General features: G+C 73.4%; 15 protein-coding genes, 1 pseudogene and 1 riboswitch. Of the genes and pseudogenes, 5 read left to right on the top strand and 11 right to left on the bottom strand.

Annotation, left to right across the window (positions count from 1 at the left end; translation table 11 throughout):
- Positions 1-49 precede the first annotated feature (49 nt).
- Positions 50-180: riboswitch (FMN riboswitch) on the bottom strand.
- A gap of 64 nt (positions 181-244) precedes the next feature.
- A complete protein-coding gene (locus tag FB559_RS00530; protein WP_141952086.1) occupies positions 245-967 on the bottom strand; it encodes a sulfite exporter TauE/SafE family protein in 723 nt (240 codons plus the stop codon).
- A gap of 171 nt (positions 968-1,138) precedes the next feature.
- On the opposite strand from FB559_RS00530, the gene FB559_RS00535 reads away from it, so the two are divergent.
- Both FB559_RS00535 and FB559_RS00540 read left to right on the top strand, forming a co-directional pair.
- Positions 1,139-2,128, top strand: a complete 990-nt coding sequence (locus tag FB559_RS00535) for a quinone oxidoreductase family protein (RefSeq protein WP_221639847.1) — start codon at positions 1,139-1,141, stop codon at positions 2,126-2,128.
- A gap of 151 nt (positions 2,129-2,279) precedes the next feature.
- Entirely contained in the window at positions 2,280-3,296 is a 1,017-nt protein-coding gene (locus FB559_RS00540; protein WP_141952088.1) for an MBL fold metallo-hydrolase, read from the top strand.
- Here the strand turns inward: FB559_RS00540 and rpe are convergent.
- The 3 genes from rpe to FB559_RS00555 are packed head-to-tail and all read right to left on the bottom strand — an operon-like array spanning position 3,287 to position 5,612.
- A complete protein-coding gene (gene rpe / locus FB559_RS00545; protein ID WP_141952090.1) occupies positions 3,287-3,955 on the bottom strand; it encodes a ribulose-phosphate 3-epimerase in 669 nt (222 codons plus the stop codon). The genes FB559_RS00540 and rpe overlap by 10 nt on opposite strands.
- A gap of 26 nt (positions 3,956-3,981) precedes the next feature.
- On the bottom strand, positions 3,982-4,659 hold the full coding sequence (locus FB559_RS00550) for a class I SAM-dependent methyltransferase (RefSeq protein WP_141952093.1): 678 nt from the start codon (positions 4,657-4,659) through the stop codon (positions 3,982-3,984).
- Between the two features lie 8 nt (positions 4,660-4,667).
- Positions 4,668-5,612: a LysR family transcriptional regulator gene (locus FB559_RS00555; protein WP_141952095.1), complete on the bottom strand. Its 945-nt coding sequence runs from the start codon at positions 5,610-5,612 to the stop codon at positions 4,668-4,670.
- 123 nt (positions 5,613-5,735) lie between these two features.
- Here FB559_RS00555 and FB559_RS00560 point away from each other — a divergent pair, with 123 nt between their 5' ends.
- From FB559_RS00560 to FB559_RS00570, 3 genes are all read left to right on the top strand, one after another.
- Entirely contained in the window at positions 5,736-7,025 is a 1,290-nt protein-coding gene (locus FB559_RS00560) for a pyridoxal phosphate-dependent aminotransferase (RefSeq protein WP_185791987.1), read from the top strand.
- Positions 7,026-7,345: 320 nt separating this feature from the next.
- Positions 7,346-8,242, top strand: coding sequence for a class A beta-lactamase (gene bla / locus FB559_RS00565; protein ID WP_141952097.1), 897 nt, complete (start codon positions 7,346-7,348; stop codon positions 8,240-8,242).
- A gap of 41 nt (positions 8,243-8,283) precedes the next feature.
- Positions 8,284-9,102, top strand: a complete 819-nt coding sequence (locus tag FB559_RS00570; protein ID WP_141952099.1) for a class I SAM-dependent methyltransferase — start codon at positions 8,284-8,286, stop codon at positions 9,100-9,102.
- Here the strand turns inward: FB559_RS00570 and FB559_RS00575 are convergent.
- The 7 genes and pseudogenes from FB559_RS00575 to FB559_RS00600 all read right to left on the bottom strand — a co-directional run bounded on the left by FB559_RS00575 (position 9,099) and on the right by FB559_RS00600 (position 17,114).
- Positions 9,099-10,499, bottom strand: coding sequence for an RsmB/NOP family class I SAM-dependent RNA methyltransferase (locus FB559_RS00575; protein WP_141952101.1), 1,401 nt, complete (start codon positions 10,497-10,499; stop codon positions 9,099-9,101). The genes FB559_RS00570 and FB559_RS00575 overlap by 4 nt on opposite strands.
- Positions 10,499-11,425, bottom strand: coding sequence for a methionyl-tRNA formyltransferase (gene fmt, locus FB559_RS00580; RefSeq protein ID WP_141952103.1), 927 nt, complete (start codon positions 11,423-11,425; stop codon positions 10,499-10,501). Before fmt ends, FB559_RS00575 begins: the two co-directional genes overlap by 1 nt.
- Positions 11,425-11,970 carry a peptide deformylase gene (gene def / locus FB559_RS00585; RefSeq protein ID WP_141952105.1) on the bottom strand — a complete coding sequence of 182 codons (546 nt, stop codon included), beginning with the start codon at positions 11,968-11,970 and terminating at the stop codon, positions 11,425-11,427. The genes fmt and def overlap by 1 nt, the downstream gene beginning before the upstream one ends.
- Before the next feature lie 46 nt (positions 11,971-12,016).
- The gene (locus FB559_RS00590; RefSeq protein WP_425455101.1) at positions 12,017-14,161 is read right to left on the bottom strand and encodes a primosomal protein N'; all 2,145 of its coding nucleotides are present in this window, start codon (positions 14,159-14,161) and stop codon (positions 12,017-12,019) included.
- Between the two features lie 375 nt (positions 14,162-14,536).
- Positions 14,537-14,929: pseudogene (locus tag FB559_RS46530) on the bottom strand (primosomal protein N' family DNA-binding protein); the annotation flags it as partial.
- Positions 14,930-15,461: 532 nt separating this feature from the next.
- Positions 15,462-15,851 carry an MmcQ/YjbR family DNA-binding protein gene (locus FB559_RS00595; protein ID WP_246121276.1) on the bottom strand — a complete coding sequence of 130 codons (390 nt, stop codon included), beginning with the start codon at positions 15,849-15,851 and terminating at the stop codon, positions 15,462-15,464.
- Between the two features lie 51 nt (positions 15,852-15,902).
- Positions 15,903-17,114 (bottom strand): cytochrome P450 family protein, encoded by a 1,212-nt coding sequence (locus FB559_RS00600; protein ID WP_246121277.1) that lies wholly within the window; start codon positions 17,112-17,114, stop codon positions 15,903-15,905.
- Between the last annotated feature and the right edge of the window lie 133 nt (positions 17,115-17,247).

Below are 17,247 nucleotides of genomic sequence, written 5' to 3' on the forward strand. Positions count from 1 at the left end.
CCGCGCACCATGTGCTGACGCCACTCACCGCACCCTGAACAGGGCACGGCCGCGCGCTGCCTCCCATCCGGACTTTAACCGTCGGTCCCGGAATTTCACCGGGTCAACCGGCCGATGGTTTCGGCCGGGTCGCGGACTGTAACCGCCGGTTCGGAATTTCACCGACCCCGGAGCACGCTTTCTCGCTAACCAGTGTGCCACGTCGGGCATTCCCCATTACATGTGAGGAAGCGCACGTTGACGGCTAAAGCTGGACCACGCCCTTGACGACGGTCAGGATGGCGCCCGCCATCGCGAGAAAGATCACGGCGGCCTGCGCGCGCTCCGGGGCCACGCGCTCGGCGAGGTGGTTACCCGCGACGATGCCGATCAGCAGGCCGGCCCCGACCGTGACCCAGCCGGCCGCCGCCATGGAGGGGTGCCCGCCCTTGGCCACGAGGGACGCGACACCGAGTGCGGCGAAGACGAGCTGGGCGGTGGCCGCGAAGTTGCGCTGAGCCCATCCGATGGACACGGCGTACACGGCGACCGCCGGACCACCGGCCCCGACCGTGACGTTGAGGAACCCCGACCCGATCCCCGCGATGACCGCCCCGGTCGTACCGCGCAGGACGCGGGCCTTCTCGCTGGCGACGACGGCGACCAGCGCGACGAGGATCAACGCCCCGACGACGATGGCCAGCGGAGCGGCGGGCAGACCGCGCGCCATCCACGCGCCGACCACGACGGCCGGAAGCGCCGGCCCGATGAGCAACAGCGCACGCCGGATGTCGACGTCCCGCCAGACCTGCGTGAGCACGATCGACGCGGCCACGGCCCCGCACGCGTTGATCACCAGCACGCCGTTGAACGGGCCGAGCAGCAACACCATGAACGGCGAGGCCACCAGCGAGAACCCGAGCCCGGTGACCCGCTGAGCCCCGGCACCGACGAGCACCACCATCCCCAGCCCGATCGCCTGGACCACGTCGGCCTCCCCTCAGGGTCCCGCACGTCCGCACGGCCCGCCCGCCAGGCCACCACACGTGCCCCGCGACCTCAACCGCCGGACCGTCCCGTGATGGGTGCGCATGTGTTCGATGGCGATCGAACATAGGGCTACGATGTTCGTCGTACGTCGAACATCGAAGGAGTCGCCGTGGACGCGCTGATGATGACCGGACCGTCGCAGGGAACCGACCGCACGGAGGTCCGCGAGATCGAAACGCCCAGGCCGGGGCGGGGTGAGGTGACCATCGACGTGGCGTACGCCGGGATCAACTTCCTCGACGTGATGGCCCGCCGCGGTGACGCCGGCTACGCGGGCGCCTGGCCGTACGCGCCGGGCCTGGAGGTGTCCGGAACGATCCGGGAGATCGGCCGCGACGTCACGGACCTGGCCGTCGGCCAGAGAGTGGCCGCGTTCACCGCGGGCGGCGGCCTGGCCGACGTGGTGGCGGTACGGGCAGGCTTCGCGGTGCCGGTGCCCGACCGGGTCCCGTCGCCGGTCGCCGCGGCCGCCCCTCTCATGCTGACGACCGCGCTCCTCCTCCTGGAGGACGCCGCGGGCTTCCGGCCGGGGCAGACCGTACTCGTGCATTCGGCCGGCGGTGGCGTCGGCGGTGCCGTCGCCCAGCTGGTGCCGGTGCTCGGCGGAGGGCTCCGCATCGGCACGGTGGGCCGTCCCGACAAGGTCGTCCCGGCACTCGGCAACGGGTACGACAGGGCGCTGGTGCGCGACGAGAACCTGACTCAGGCGGTACGGGCCGCGACCGGTGACGCCGGCGTGGACATCGTGCTCGACCCGCTGGGCACCACCATGCTCGAGACCGACCTGGCGGTCACCGCGCCCGGCGGCCGGATCGTCCTGTTCGGCAACGCGGGCGGCGGGGAGCAGGCTCCCCTGCCGCCGGCCGGACGGCTGATCGGCGGCAATCTCGCGATCGGCGGCTTCAGCGTCAGCCGCCTGTGGGCCACGGCGCCGCGACGCGCCTCCGCCGGTCTGCGCCGGGTCCTCGGCCTGCTGGCCGACGGCCGGCCGCACCTCGCGGTCACCGAGGTCGGCTCGCTCGCGGATGCGCCCGCGGTCCACCAGATGCTCGCCGAGGGGCGCGGTGCGGGCAAGTACGTCGTCCGCCTCCGCGGATGACCATCACCGCCGTACGCACGCCCGCATCCGGTGCCGGCCGCGGCTAGAGTGTCCAGATTCACCGGCCTCAGGCGTGGTCCCGAGCCGGTGAGTCCGGTATAGATCGAATCAGGTTCTAATTTTTCGGATCCGGAAAGACGAGGGCGTGTCGATGTCAGATCGGACCGAGTGGATCAAACCTGGAGCGTTCCAGGTCGCGCCTGGAGTGCACCGGATACCACTGCCGCTGCCCTCGGACGGGTTGCGGGCGGTCAACGTCTACGCCATCGAGGACGCCGAAGGCCTGGTCCTCATCGACGGCGGCTGGGCCCTCGACGAGGCCCGCCGGCAGTTGGAGACCTCCCTCAAGGACATCGGCTTCCGGGTCGCCGACATCACGAGGTTCCTGGTCACCCACGTCCATCGTGACCACTACACGCAGGCCATCGCGGTGCGCAAGGAGTTCGGCACGCGGGTGAGTCTCGGGATCGGTGAGCGCCCGACGCTCGAGGTCCTGACCCGTTCCGGGCCGCCCGACCGGTCGCCCCAGCTCGACCAGCTGCTCGCGTGCGGCGCCCACACCCTCATCGAGCAGCTACGGGCCGCCTGGCGCGAGGGCGGTCACGATCCGGCCGAGTGGGAGATGCCGGACGAGTGGATCGAGGGGCGCGCCGAGCTGCCCCTCAGCGGACGTCAGCTGCTCGCCGTGCCCACCCCCGGTCACACGCGCGGGCATCTGGTCTACACCGACCTGGCCGGTGGGCTGATGTTCGCGGGCGACCACGTCCTGCCGCACATCACGCCCTCGATCGGGTTCGAGAGCGCGCCCGAGTCCTCGCCGCTCGGCTCGTACCTCGCGTCGCTGAAGGTCGTCCGTGAGCTGCCCGACCTCCGGCTGCTGCCCGCGCACGGGCCCGTCACCGACAGCGTGCACGCGCGGGTGGACGCCCTGCTGGACCACCATGCCGAACGCCTGGACGCCTGTGCCTCCGTGATCGCCGCCGGGGCCGGCACCGCGTACGAGACGGCACGCGCGCTCACCTGGACCCGGCACGAGCGTCATTTCGACGAGCTGGACATGTTCAACCAGATGCTGGCGACCACGGAGACCCGTGCCCACCTCGAGGTGCTCGCCGCCCAGGGCCGCATCGGCAAGCGGATGGACGGCCCCACCGCGGTCTACGCCTGAGACGAAACCGCGGCGGCGCGCTCGCGCAGGGAGCGTACGGCCGCCGCGGGGTCGTCGGCGGAGTACACCGCCGAGCCCGCGACGAACACGTCCGCGCCCGCCTCGGCGCAGCGTTCGATGGTCCCGGCGTTGACGCCGCCGTCGACCTGGAGCCAGACGTCGAGGTCACGGCCCTTGATGAGCTCACGCGCCCGGCGCACCTTCGGCAGGACCACGTCGAGGAAACGCTGCCCGCCGAAGCCCGGCTCGACGGTCATCACGAGCAGCATGTCGATCTCAGAAAGCAGGTCGGCGTACGGGTCGACGGCCGTGCCCGGGTTGAGGGCCAGCCCGGCACGGGCCCCCGCGGAACGGATCTCGCGGAGCGTACGTATCGGGGCGCTCGCCGCCTCGACGTGGATCGTGACGCTGGCCGCCCCCGCCGCGGCGTAGCCGGGGGCCCACCGGTCGGGGTCCTCGATCATCAGGTGGCAGTCCACCGGAAGCGTCGTCGTCTTGAGGAGCGCCTCGACCACGGGCAGCCCGATGGTGAGGTTGGGCACGAAGTGGTTGTCCATGACGTCGACGTGGACCCAGTCGGCGTCGGCGATGGCGGCGACCTCGTCGGCGAGCCGGGCGAAGTCGGCGGACAGGATGCTGGGAGCGATTTGCACGGCCATGATGCGCCCAAGTGTAGGGACCGGCGCTAGTCGTCGCCGCCGGGCTTCACGGCCGAGAAGTGCGCCAGGGCGCCCGAGCGGCTCACCGAAACGGCCTCGAGCCCCGCCGCCGACAACCAGCCGCGCAGATCGGTCACGTCGCCGGGAGCTCCGAAGTCGCCCCGCCACCGGAACACCGCGATGAGCGCGTCGAAACGCCGCCCGGCCCCGGTCACCACGGCGCTGCCCCGGAGTACGCCGCCGGGCCGCAGCACGCGTGCCATCTCGGCCACCGCGGACGTGGGGTCGGGAAGGCAGTGCAGGCCGTTGTAGGTCACGCAGAGGTCGAACGCCGACGGCGGGAACGGCAGCCGGTCCACGCTCAGCCGCACGAACACGGCCGGCAGACCACGACGGCCGGCCTCCGCGCGTGCCCGGCGCAGCATCATCGGGGACAGGTCGGCCGCGACGTAGCGCAGGTCCGCGCCCGGCGGCACGCCGCGGAAGGCCACGCCTCCCCCGCACGGCACATCCAGCACCGCGGCGCCCGTGGGCAGCCGTCCGGCCTCGGCGAACGAGGCGTACATGGCGCGCACGTCCACGCCCCAGAGCACCCGGCCGCCCAGTCGTGCCAGCCGCTCGTGCTCCACGACGAAGTCATAGACCGCCGGGATCAGCCGTTGATGCCGCCAGTGCCGCTCGACGCCTCTCGCGCTGCGGCGCATGGCACCCCTCACTTCGCTAGATCATCGGCCTTCGGCGGCCGGCCCACCGACATGACGTCGATCTCGGCCACCGCGTCCCGCAGCGCCTCCAACGTAACCGCGACCGACGGGCGGCGTACGCTCGCCGTCCGCACGACCGCGTACACGTATCGCGTCACCGAACCGGGCAGTGCGCGTGCCACGATGCCGGGCACCGCCGCGGTGAGCGCGAGGCTGGGCACGGCGGCGATCCCGACGCCGCGCGCGACCAGGCCGAGGATCGTGCCGAGGCCCTCGAACTCCCACGGCATCGGCGGCGCGCCTCCCACGTCCGCGAGCAGCCGGTCGAACGCCTGGCGGGACGGCTCGCCCGCCGGCGCGGCCAGCCACGGCTCCTCGCGCAGTCGCCACAGGTCGATCTCGTGGCTCTGGTCGGCGGCCCAGTGGCTCGCGGGCACGACCAGGACGAGCGGATCGTGGAGCAGCAGCGAGAACCGCAGGCTGCCCCCGCCACGCGTCGGCAGCCGCCCGGTCCAGTCGTCCACGAGCGCCAGGTCGACCTCGCCCGAGCGGACCTGCCGCAGGCCGTCGCCGGGACGCGTCTGGCGCAGCTGGAAGGTCAGGCCCGCGTGGTGGCGCAGGCCGTGGGCGAGCGCGGGGGCGAAGGCCACCGCGGCGGTGGGGAACGCGGTGAGCACGATCTGCCCGGTCGGCTCGGCCTCGGACAGGTCGGCCTCGGCGAACTCGATCATCCGGAGGATGCGGTCGGCGTGGTCGGACAGCCGCCTGCCCGCGTCGGTGAGCTCGGCGCTGCGCGCGGTGCGGTCGAGCAGGGTGGTGCCGACCTCACGCTCGAGCACGGCGAGCTGCTGGGACACCGCGGAGGGGGTGTAGCCGAGCGCCTTCGCCGTGGCCGCGATGCTGCCGCGGTCGGCGAACTCCCTCAGCAGCCGGAGCCTCCTCACATCGAGCATAAGTTCATCTTACGCATGGCAGCGGAAAGGCTCGCTTGTACTGATGGCGCGGTCCAATGGAGCATGGAGTCGTACGGCCCGCGCGAGTGCTACCAGCCAGAACAGCTCCATGGGAGTAAACCGATGCCAGTCGCCATATCCGCGACTCTTGCCGCCAATGAGGCCCTCGACCACAGACGCCGGGCCGGACTTCCGGTCCTGCCGCTCGCCTTCGGAGAGGCGGGCCTGCCGGTTCTGCCGGCACTCGAACGCGAGCTCGCCACCGCCGCGGGACGCGGCGCCTACGGGCCCGTCGCGGGCAGCACCGACCTTCGCAACGCCGCCGCGGGGTACTGGCGCCGCCGCGGCCTGCCCGCCGACCCGGGCCTGATCGTCGCGGGCCCCGGAAGCAAACCGCTGCTGTACGGCCTCCTGCTCGCCATCGGCGGGGGCGTGGTCGTACCCGGACCGAGCTGGGTCAGCTACGCCGCCCAGACCCGGCTCATGGGCGCGGAGCCGATCTTCGTGCCGACGCCGCCCGGTGAGGGCGGCGTCCCCGACCCGGAGGCGCTCCGCGAGGCCGTCACGATCGAACGCGCCGCCGGTCGCAAGGTGCGCTGCCTCGTGGTCACCCTCCCGGACAATCCCACCGGCACACTGGCGCGGCCGGAGACCGTACGCCGCGTGTGCGAGGTCGCACGGGAGCTCGATCTGATCATCATCGCCGACCAGATCTACCGCGATCTGGTCTTCGACCCGGGGACGGACTATCCGTGCCCCTCGCGGTACGCGCCGGAGCGCACCGTGATCACGACGGCGCTCAGCAAGAACCTCGCCCTGGGCGGGTGGCGCATCGGCGTGGCGCTGCTGCCAGAAGCCCTTCGCGCCCTGCGTGACCGCCTCGCCGGCGTTGCCAGTGAGATCTGGTCCAGCACGTCGGGCCCGACCCAGCAGGCCGCCGCGTACGCCTTCGCCGAGCCGCCCGAGGTCGTCGAGCGCATCGCGACGAGCCGCCGGCTGCACGAGACCGTGGTGAAGGCGATGACGGAGCGGTTCACCGCGGCCGGGGCGCGCGTCGCGAGACCCGAAGGGGGCTTCTACCTCTATCCGGACTTCGAGGACCTGCGCGATCGGCTCGGTGTCCACACGTCCGCCGAACTCTCAGCGCTCCTTCTCGACCGGTACGGCGTAGGGGTCCTGCCCGGCAGTGCCTTCGGCGAGCCGCCGGAGGCGCTGCGCCTGCGGGTGGCCACCAGCCTGCTCTACGGCGAGACCGACGAGCAGCGGTACGCCGCGCTGAACGCCCAGGACCCGGCCGGCCTCCCGTGGATCGCCGCCTCGCTGGACCGCGCGACCGAGGTGCTCACCGACCTCACCGCGGGCCTGGGGAGCGCCGCGTGTGACGAGCGGGAGAGGGTCGCCGTCATCGCCTGACGGCCTCGTCCAGAGATCGCACGCGCGACCGGGGCCAGGAGCGCTTCGGCGGCCGGTCGGATCACGGCGTCCGCGATCCGACCGCGAAAGAGTGGGCGAGGTGCACCCGCACCTCGCCCAGGCCGAAGCGCTCCGCCGGGACCTGGACCGGCTCGCCTGAGCGGTGCCGGACCGCGCCGCCCTCCCGTACGACTCTGTCGGCCTCGGTAGGCGCCCGGCCCGCTCCCGCGAAATCCGCGAGGCAGGCTCATGCGGAAACAGCATGGAGTCCCGCTTTTTGGTCTTTGACGGTATCGACCACCGGCGGCAGGCTGCCGGGCATGCGTTCTCCCAGGTACCCCACCGCGCTGCTCGCCGCGTCTCTCGCACTCGGCTCGCTGAGCGGATGCGGCCGCGACGCCGGGCCGAGCGCGGCGACCGTCTCCCCGCGGACCTCCGCGCCCGGTGCCCTGGCACGGATCGAGCACCGCTACCACGCCCGCCTCGGCGTGTACGCCGTGGACACCGGCACGGGTCGCACGGTGGCGTACCGGGCGGACGAACGCTTCGCGTACGCCTCGACGTTCAAGGCCCTCGCCGCCGGAATCCTGCTCGAGCACACCACGGCCCGCCGGCTCGACCAGGTCGTCCGCTACCGCGAGTCGGACCTGCTCGAGTACGCGCCGATCACCTCCGAGCACGTACGGACGGGGATGCGGGTCCGCGACCTCATCGCCGCCGCGCTGCGCTACAGCGACAACACCGCCGCCAACCTGGTGATGGCGCGGATCGGCGGACCCCACGCCGTCCAGGCCGGACTCCGCCGCCTGGGAGACACCACGACGCACGTCGACCGGACCGAGCCGTCGCTGAACGAGGCGACCCCCGGCGACATCCGCGACACCAGCACACCGCGCGCACTTGGCACCGATTTGCGCCGTTTCGTCCTTGGAGATGTTCTGCCCGTGAGCCGGCGGAAACCGCTCACGGGCTGGCTCGTGACGAACACGACCGGCGGCCCGTACATCCGGGCCGGCGTCCCATCCGGCTGGAAGGTCGGCGACAAGACCGGCAACGGCGGTTACGGCACGCGCGACGACATCGCGATCGCCTGGCCGCCGGGCGGCGGCGCGCCGGTCGTCATCGCCGTCCAGTCCGACCGCGGCGTGAAGGACGCCCCCTCCGACGACGCCCTGATCGCCGACGCCACGAAGGCGGCCCTCGCCGCCCTCCGGTGAGTGCTCCGGCCGTGACGACCGGATTCTGACATCGTGGAGTGATGACCGAAAAGATCAAGGTCGAGCTCGATGGCGTGCCCGGGACCCTGCTCTGGAACCTCTACCACCGGGCCGCCGAGGCGCGGCGGCCGGACGCGGTGCTGGAGGATCCGCGGGCGATCGAACTGGTCGACTCGATCGACTTCCCGTTCGAGCGGTTCGGGGAGCCGCGGATGGCGCAGTGGCACGCGCTGCGCGTGCTCTGCTTCGACCGGGCGGTCGGCCGGTTCCTCCAGGCACACCCCGACGGCGTGGTCGTGGCGCTCGGCGAAGGGCTGGAGACCCAGTTCTGGCGGATCGACAACGGGCGGGTGCGCTGGCTGACCGTCGACCTGCCGGAGACGGTCGAGGTGCGGCGGCGGCTGCTCCCGGACGACCCGCCCCGGCGCCGTACGCTGCCCGGCTCGGCACTCGACCTCACCTGGATGGACGAGGTCGACGCGTCCGCGGGCGTCCTGATCACGACACAGGGCCTGCTGATGTACCTCCAGCCGGAGGAGGTGAGGTCGCTGATCGCCGCGTGCGCCGAGCGATTCCCCGGCGGCACGCTGGTCTTCGACGCGGTCCCCCACGCGCTGGCCGAGCGCAGCCGGCGGGAGGACCTGGACACCGGCGCGGCCTACCGCGCGCCGGCCTGGCACTGGAGCCTGGACCCGGGCGAGCACGACAAGGTCATGGAGTACTCCCCCAAGATCGCCGGCACCCGTGACCTGCGCTACCCCCGCGGACGAGGACTGTTCGCCCTCGCCCCGTGGGTGGGGTACGTGCCGCTGATCCGCAGGCTCCGGATGCCGATCGTCGAGGTCCGCTTCGCCGGCTAAGAACGCCTGAGCAGGGCGAGGAACATCGCGTCGGTGCCGTGGCGGTGCGGCCAGAACTGCGCGTACGGGCCCTCGCCCAGGCCGGGGACGCCCTCCAGGTAGGACGGGGCGTTCAGGCGCTCGATGTCGTCGCGTCCCCGCAGCACGTCGTCGACCACCACGCGGGTCTCGGCCAGATGCGGTGAGCAGGTGACGTAGGCGACCACGCCGCCGGGCCGTACGGCGTCGAGCGCCGAGGCCAGGAGGCGCCGCTGCAGCGGCCCCAGCTCGGCGATGGTCTCCGGGCCGCGCCGCCAGCGTGCCTCCGGACGGCGGCGAAGCGCTCCGAGGCCGCTACACGGGACGTCGGCCAGGACCCGGTCGAAGGATCCGGGCGCCCAGGCGGGACGGGTGCCGTCCGCGACGGCGACTCCGGCACGCGGGTCGATGGTGCCCCGTACGAGCCGGGCCCGGTGCGGCTGGAGGTCGCAGGCCAGCAGGTGGGCGCCGCGCTCCCCCGCCAGCCCGGACAGCAGTGCGGCCTTGCCGCCCGGCCCCGCGCACAGGTCGAGCCAGCGCGCGTCCGGCCCGCCGGCCTCGACGCGGGTGAGGGCGAGGGCGACGAGCTGGCTCGCCTCGTCCTGTACGGCCGCGCGGCCCTCCCTGACGGCGAGGACGGCGCCCGGGTCGCCCTCGGCGAGGTAGGCGGCGTACGGGGAGTACGCGGCGGGTTCGCCGCCGAGCTCGGCCACGGTCGAGCGGCCCGGCCTGGCCACCAGCGTGACGCGCGGGCGCTCGTTGTCGGCGGCGAGCAGCGCCTCGACCTCCCCGGCGCCGGCCGCGTCGCGCAGGGCGTTGACGATCCAGCGAGGATGGCTGTGCACGACGGAGAGACGGCCGGTCTCGTCCTTGGGCGCGATGATGCCCAGCCACGCGTCGAGGTCGCGGGCCGCCACCTTGCGCAGCACGGCGTTGGCGAACTTCGCCTGCCCGGGACCGGAGACCGAGCGGGCCAGGTCGACGGCGGTGCCCACGGCCGCGTGCGGCGGGATGCGGGTGCCGAGAAGCTGGTGTGTGCCGAGGCGCAGGACGTTCAGCAGCGGCAGGTCGATCTTGGCGACCGGCCGGTCGCTGCACATGCCGAGCACGGCGTCGTAGGTGCCGCGGCCGCGCAGCGTGCCGTAGGTCAGCTCGGTGGCGAGCGCGGCGTCGCGTCCGGACAGGCCGCGTTCGCGCAGGAGGGAGGGCAGCAGGAGGTTGGCGTACGCGTCGCGGTCGTCGACGGCCTGCAGGACGTCGAAGGCGGTGCGGCGTACGGGGTCGCGGGGGGCCTTGGGCCGCCGCTGTCCCTGGCGCTGTCCTTGACGAGGTCCCTGGCGTGGTCCCTGGCGTGGTCCGGCGGATCGTGGTTGAGGCATCAGCGCAGCGCATCCCCTTCGGCCGGGCGTACGCCGCGCGCCCAGTCGGTCGCCGCCATGCGCTGCTTGCCCTGCGGCTGCACGTCGCCGAGGACGACCGGGTGGGTGCCGGTGCCGGCGAACGTCTCGGTCTTGGTCGCGCGCAGCTCGCCCGGCACGAGCGCCGGACCGTCCGGAGCCGGGCGTACGGGGCCCAGCTTGAGCCGGTCGTCGTGGAACGTCGTCCATGCCCCCGGCGCCGGGGTGCAGGCGCGGATCAGCCGGTCGATGTGGTGGGCCGGCAGGGTCCAGTCGACGTGGGCGTCCTCTGGGGTGAGCTTGGGGGCGAACGAGACACCGTCGGAGGGCTGCGGACGGGGCTCCAGCTCGCCCTCCTCGACGCCGTCCATCGTCGCGACGAGCAGCTGCGCGCCGGTCTGGGCAAGGCGTCCGAGCAGGTCACCGCTGGTGTCGCCGGCCAGGATCGGCTCGGTCACGACGCCGAACACCGGCCCCGTGTCGAGGTCCTCCTCGATCTGGAACGTCGCGGCACCGGTGATCTCGTCGCCGTGGAGGACGGCCCGTTGTACGGGGGCGGCTCCGCGCCAGGCGGGCAGCAGCGAGAAGTGCAGGTTGATCCAGCCGTGCCGGGGGATGTCGAGCGCCACGCCGGGGATGAGCGCGCCGTACGCCACGACGGGGCAGCAGTCCGGCGCGATGGCGCGCAGCCGGTCGAGGAACTCGGGGTCCTTGGCCTTTGCGGGCTTGAGCACCTCGATGCCGGCCTCGGCCGCGCGCTGCCCGACCGGGCTCGCGGTCAGTTTGCGCCCACGACCGGCCGGGGCGTCGGGCCGCGTGATCGCGGCGACGACCTCGTGCCTGGACTCGAGCAGGGCTTCGAGGGCCGGGACGGCGACCTCGGGAGTACCGGCGAAGACGAGCCGCACTAGAGAGCCTTTCCGAACATCGCGTGCGGAGAGTCCTTGACGATCGGCGCGGGCTCGCCGAACCACTCGGCCTCGCGGATGGCCTTCATCGCGGCCTTGCGCTGCTCGGCGTCGAGCCGGTCGACGAAGATGATGCCGTCGAGGTGGTCGGTCTCGTGCTGGACGCAGCGGGCCATCAGGTGGGTGCCCTCGACGACGATCGGCTCGCCGTACATGTTGAAGCCCTTGGCCACCACGCCGACGGCGCGCTTGGCCTGGAAGACCAGGCCGGGCAGCGAAAGACAGCCCTCGTCGCCCTCCTCCTCGTCGTCGGACAGCTTCAGGGTGGGGTTGACGACGTGGCCCAGAACGTCGTCGACGTAGTAGGTGAACACTCGCAGACCCACGCCGAGCTGCGGTGCGGCGAGACCGACACCGGGAGCTTCGAGCATCGTGTCGGACAGGTCCTTGACGAGCGCGCGTAGCTCCTTGTCGAAGTCCTTCACCGGATCGGCCGGTGTGCGCAGCACCGGGTCACCGAAGAGACGGATGGGCTTGACGGCCACGTACGGCTCCGTTCACGACTCGTATTGGGCGAGACCAGTCTACGGTTCAGATCAGCTCGAGCGGGTCGACACGGACGCGCACCACGTCGGCGGTCTTGCGGGTGCTCCGGGCTGCCTGGGCGGTCTTGAGGAGCCGTGACAGCGCGACGCCGCGGGCACGCTCGACCCGTACGAGCGCGCGTTCCTGGCCCTCGCCCACCTCGACCGGCCCGAGCACCTCGGCGTCCTGGGGCAGGCCGGCGGCGTCGACGAGCTCGCGGACCGACTGCGGGGCGCCGGTGAGGGAGGCCATCCGCACGGCCGGCGGGAAGCCGAGATCGCGGCGTTCGGCCAGTTCACGCTCGGCGTACGTGACCGGGTCCCAGCGGATCAGCGCCTGGACGGTGGTCAGGGAGCCGTCGGCGAGCACGATGACCGGGCCGCGCGGGCGTACGAGGGCGGAGGCGTTCATCCAGCGGCGGAGCGCCTCCTCGCCGGCGCGAAGGTCGGCGCGCCCGAGGAGGACCCATCCGTCCAGCAGCAGCGCGGCCGCGTACCCGCCTTCGGCCACCGGCTCGGCACCGGGCGTGGCGACGACCAGCGCGGGCTCGCCGGTCACCCCGTCGAGAACGCCGTCCCGCCCCGACGTACGGATCGGAACCCCGGGGAAGGCCCGGCCGAGCTCCTCGGCGGTACGCCGGGCACCGACGACGACGGCCCTCACCTGACGGCCGCCGCACTCGGGGCAGGTCCACGCGCCGGCGATCCGCCCGCACCACCGGCAGTACGGCGCCGCGTGCGAGGACCTCAGCGACAGGGGCCCTTCGCACTCGGTGCAGCGCGCGGGCCCGCGGCAGCGGGAGCAGGCCAGCGCCGGGACGTATCCGCGGCGTGGCACCTGTACGAGCACGGGGCCGTGCTCGAGTCCTTGCCGCGCGGTGCGGAACGCCAGGTGCGGAAGGCGCGCGCTGCGGGCCGCCTCGTCACGTGCGAGGTCGGCGTCGTCGCCGGAGGGCCGGATGTAGGGCATGGAGGCGCGCAGCCGTTCGCGGTCGGGAACGAGCGGATGCGCCCAGCCGGCCGCGAGAAGCTGCGTGGCGTCGGTGGTGCGCGTGAACCCGCCGATGAGCGCGCCCGCCCCGGCACGGTGCGCGCGCAGCGCGAGCACCTCACGGGCGTGCGGGTAGGGCGCGTGCTGCTCGGCGTGCACGTCGTCCCCGTCGTCCCACAGGACGACGAGGCCGAGATCGCGCACGGGAGCGAAGATGGCGGCCCGCGTACCCACGACGGTCCGCACCCGCCCTCGGCGTACGGCGAGCCAGCGGCGGTAGCGCTCGGCCGGCCCGAGCTCCGCGGTGAGCGCGACGTGCCGGCCCTCGCCGAGCTCACGCGTCAGCGCGGCGTCGACGCGGGCCACGTCACGGCCGTCGGCCACGACGATCAGCACGCCGCGGCCACCGGCCAGCGTCGCCTTCGCCGCGCGGGCGATCGCCGAGGTCCAGTCGGCCCCGGGCAGCGCGTTCCAGACGGCCCGCGGCCCGCGCCCGGCCTCGACGGCGTCGAGGAACGACGGCCCCGCCGGATACGCCGCCCACGGGCCGGGCTCGACGCCCGCCGATGTCCGCGAGGCGTCCCTGCCCGCGGACGCGCCGCCGGCCACCGGCCGTCCCTCGTCCGCCGGCATCGGCCGCTCCGAGGACGGCACCAGGCGCGGCGGCTCCCCCACCGCTGACGGGCCGGGGGCGGTCGCGCCGGCTGCTTCGCCCGGCCGATCGCGGGACGTGTTCCGCCCCGCGGATCCGGGCCGCTCCTCGCTCGCCCGCAGCGGCCGCTCCGAGGACGGCACCAAGCGTGGCGGCGCCTCGACCACCGGCGAGCCAGGCGCCGTCACGCCGGCTCCGTCACTCCGCCGGCCCCGAGAGGCACCCCGCCCCGCAGACCCGGGCCGCTCCTCGCCCGCCCGCAACGGCAGCTCCGACGCGCCCGGGGCCGTCATACCGGCTACTTCACCCGGCCGCTCGCGAGACGTGTCCCGCCCCGCAGGCCCCGCTTGCTCCTCGCCCGGCCGCTCCTCGGACGGCTCCGGGCGCGGCGCCTCCTCCACCACCGACGCGTCAGGGGCCGTCGCGTCGCCCTCTTCGGCCGGTCGGCCGTGCTCACCTTCGGTTTCGGGGCCCGCCGGGTGGGCGGCAGGGTGCCCGGGGTTCGGGATAGCGCCGCCGACACCGGTTTCTTCGCCTTCGCCGGCGACGGCACGCGCGGCGCCGGCCGGTGCCACCGCCTCGGTTCCTCGCCCAGGTGGCTCGCCCTCGGAGGGGACGCCGGCACCTGGCGCCGATGTTACGGCACTCGTCACATCCGTCCCGGCCGCACCGGCCGCACCAGCAGTAGCGGCAGCGGCGTACCCCGGCGGCTCTTCCTCGGTGCTGGGCGGAGGCGCGGCCTGTCCTTCATCCGCCTCGCCGACAGGTGCCGCACCGTCCGGGGACTCGTCGGCGTCCTCGGCCTCGACGCGAGCGTGCCTGGGGGGGATGGCGAGGCGGAGTACGTCGGCGAGGGTTCCCGCGTAGCGGTCGGCGATCTCCCGGGCGAGGGCGGCGATCTCCGGCGCGAGGACCGGCTCCGGCGAGGTGACCCGTTCCAGGTAGGCGAGCCTGCCCTCGTGGTCGCTCTTCTCGACGCGGTCGAGCAGGAAGCCGTCCACGAGCTGGCCGGCGAACCTCACCCTGACCCGGCATCCGGGGACCGCCACCGCGTCCAGCGTGACCGGGACGAGGTAGTCGAAGGGGCGGTCCAGGTGCGGCAGTGACATGTCCACCGCGACACGCGCCACCGGGAGCGTCTCCGCGGGCTGCTTCGCGCCCTTCTTGCGGCCGCTCTTCCGGCGGGCGGCCGTGGACCGGCCGGACGTCGGGGGATCGTCGGCGGGCACGGGCGACGTCCGTTCCGGGAGGTCGCCCATCCCCGGAAGCACACCCATGTCCACGCCGTCGGTCACGCCTCCGTCCTACCAGACGCTCACGGTCGCGGCGCCACGCCCGCACGGACGGTCCTCACGGCGTGCCGCCCGGAGGCGCCCTAGCCGGTCCGGATCCCGATGAGAACGCCCCGCCTCCCCACCCATCGCGATCCAGGCGTGGGACCACGGCCGCCCTGGCGGAGGCGAGCATGGCCGGGGACACGTCCCAGAAGCGCTCGGCGTCCAGCGGCCGAGCTCGCGTCGAACGGTGTGGTGACGAGGCATGACGCCTTTCCTTCGAAGGGATGGGACGGCCCTACGGACCACGGGAGATGACCCGCCGGGCGGTCTGCGCGGAGATCGCCGCGAAGGCGGTGGAACTCTTCGCCGGATCAGTGGCTTCGAGCAGACGACGGCTGTCCTGCCTCGACGTCCCGGCGACCCCCGGCGGCACGGCATCCCACCGTCCGCGCCGTTCGAGACCGACGTCCGTCATCGGCACGTGCCACGCGAACCAGCCGGCGCATGCCGGGCCCACCGCCCCGGCATGCGCCTAGACGCCGTCGCCCGCGGCGCTCTCCGCGTACGCGGCGGCCACGCGTTTGGGTACCACGCCCCGCCAGGCGTCCAGGATGAGTTCGCGCATCTCGCCGAGGTCGAGCGCGGCCATGCGCACCTCGATCCAGTTGAAGCGCTGGTCCGCCACACTCGGCATGACGAACTTGTCCGGCTCGGCGGCGATCGCCGCCTCGCGTTCGTCCTTGGGGAAGCCGCAGCCCATCATGGTCTCGTCCCGCGAGATCGCGACATAGACGATCTTCCCGATACGGAACTTCACCCGGTCCCTGATCAGGTGTTCCTCCGAGCGGGGCAGCCGGGACGCCACCCGCCGGATGTCGTCGACCGTGACCATGTGGACCGTCCCCTCCGCGCCGGCCCTCATGATCTCATTCGCGGCCGGGTGGCACCGACGATCCGCGTCACGCCGCCGACGTCAGCGGGCGAAGGTGACCGGCAGCCGCCTGGGGCCGCGCAGGCCGCCGATCTGCCACTCCAGGTCCTCGTGGGGTACGGCGAGGGCCAGGTCGGGCAGGCGCCGCAGTACCGTGCCGATCGCGATCTCCCCCTCCAGCCGTGCCAGTGGTGCTCCGAGGCAGTAGTGGACGCCGTGCCCGAACGCGAGGTGGGCGTTGTCGGTCCGGGTGACGTCCAGCCGGTCCGGATCGGCGAACCTGTCCGGGTCGCGGTCCGCGACGGCCGTCGCGATCATGACGGTCGCACCCCGCGGGATGGTCACGCCGCCGATCTCCACGTCCTCGGTGGGGAACCTGACCACACCGGGGTTGACCGGCCCGTCGTACCGCAGGAACTCCTCCACCGCGCCGGGCAGGAGCCCCGGGTCGTCACGCAGGAGCTTGAGCTGCCCCGGATGGGCGAGGAGCGCCGCGACACCGCCGGCGATGAGGTTGACCGTCGTGATGTAGCCGGCGACCAGCAGCAGGAAGGCCATCGCGACGAGCTCGTCCTCGTCGAGGCTGCCCTCCTCGTCACGCGCGGAGACGAGCGCGCCGAGCAGGTCGTCGGCCGGCCGCGCGCGCTTGGCCGCGATCAGCCCCTCGAGATAGCGCCACATCTCGTGCCAGGCATGGTCCATCGCCTGCTTGTCGAAGTGGTCCGGATGCTGCGCGAGCATGACGTCGGTCCATTGCTGGAACCCCGAACGGTCCGCACCCGGCACCCCGAGGAGTTCGCTGATGACGGTGACCGGCAGCGGCAACGCGAGGTCGGCGACCAGGTCGGCGGCGCCCGTGGGGATCACGGCGTCGAGCAGTCCGTCGGTGATCTCCTGTACGCGCGGGCGCAGCGCCGCGACGCGGCGCGCGGTGAACGCCTTGGAGACGAGGCGGCGCAGCCGGGTGTGGTCGGGCGGCCCGACGCGGATCATGCTGCGCAGGAACGATTCACGCTCGGTCGTCGGCAGCTGGTCCAGCAACCGGGTGTCGGCGGCGTCGCGCAGGTCGCTGCTGAGCCTTGGGTCCGACAGCGCGGCGAGCCCGTCCTCGTACCGGGTGACCAGCCACGCCTCCACGCCACGGGAGGCGACCACCCGGCGTACGGGACCCTGGCCGCGCAGCGTCCGGTAGAAGGGAAAGGGATCCGCGACGAACGCCGGGTCGTCGTACGGGAAGACCGTCGGCTCACCCACCGGGCACCTCCTGCGCACGTGGCGGGTGCCGCCGTGCGAGGCCCCCGCGCCGCTGACGGCGCCCGAGATCAGGTCGCCCCGGACGCACCGTGCCGGGCGATGACCCGGCATTACTCTCTGTGCCCGCCCGCAC

Source organism: Actinoallomurus bryophytorum (assembly GCF_006716425.1).
Taxonomy (GTDB): Bacteria; Actinomycetota; Actinomycetes; order Streptosporangiales; family Streptosporangiaceae; genus Actinoallomurus; species Actinoallomurus bryophytorum.

Bases quoted from the DNA above. Each gene is read 5' to 3' on its own strand.
- rpe (WP_141952090.1), bottom strand. From the start codon at position 3,955: ATGGCCGTGCAAATCGCTCCCAGCATCCTGTCCGCCGACTTCGCCCGG.
- FB559_RS00575 (WP_141952101.1), bottom strand. From the start codon at position 10,499: ATGCCTCAACCACGATCCGCCGGACCACGCCAGGGACCACGCCAGGGA.
- FB559_RS00540 (WP_141952088.1), top strand. From the start codon at position 2,280: ATGTCAGATCGGACCGAGTGGATCAAACCTGGAGCGTTCCAGGTCGCG.
- FB559_RS00555 (WP_141952095.1), bottom strand. From the start codon at position 5,612: ATGCTCGATGTGAGGAGGCTCCGGCTGCTGAGGGAGTTCGCCGACCGC.
- FB559_RS00550 (WP_141952093.1), bottom strand. From the start codon at position 4,659: ATGCGCCGCAGCGCGAGAGGCGTCGAGCGGCACTGGCGGCATCAACGG.
- FB559_RS00595 (WP_246121276.1), bottom strand. From the start codon at position 15,851: ATGAGGGCCGGCGCGGAGGGGACGGTCCACATGGTCACGGTCGACGAC.
- FB559_RS00560 (WP_185791987.1), top strand. From the start codon at position 5,736: ATGCCAGTCGCCATATCCGCGACTCTTGCCGCCAATGAGGCCCTCGAC.
- FB559_RS00570 (WP_141952099.1), top strand. From the start codon at position 8,284: ATGACCGAAAAGATCAAGGTCGAGCTCGATGGCGTGCCCGGGACCCTG.
- bla (WP_141952097.1), top strand. From the start codon at position 7,346: ATGCGTTCTCCCAGGTACCCCACCGCGCTGCTCGCCGCGTCTCTCGCA.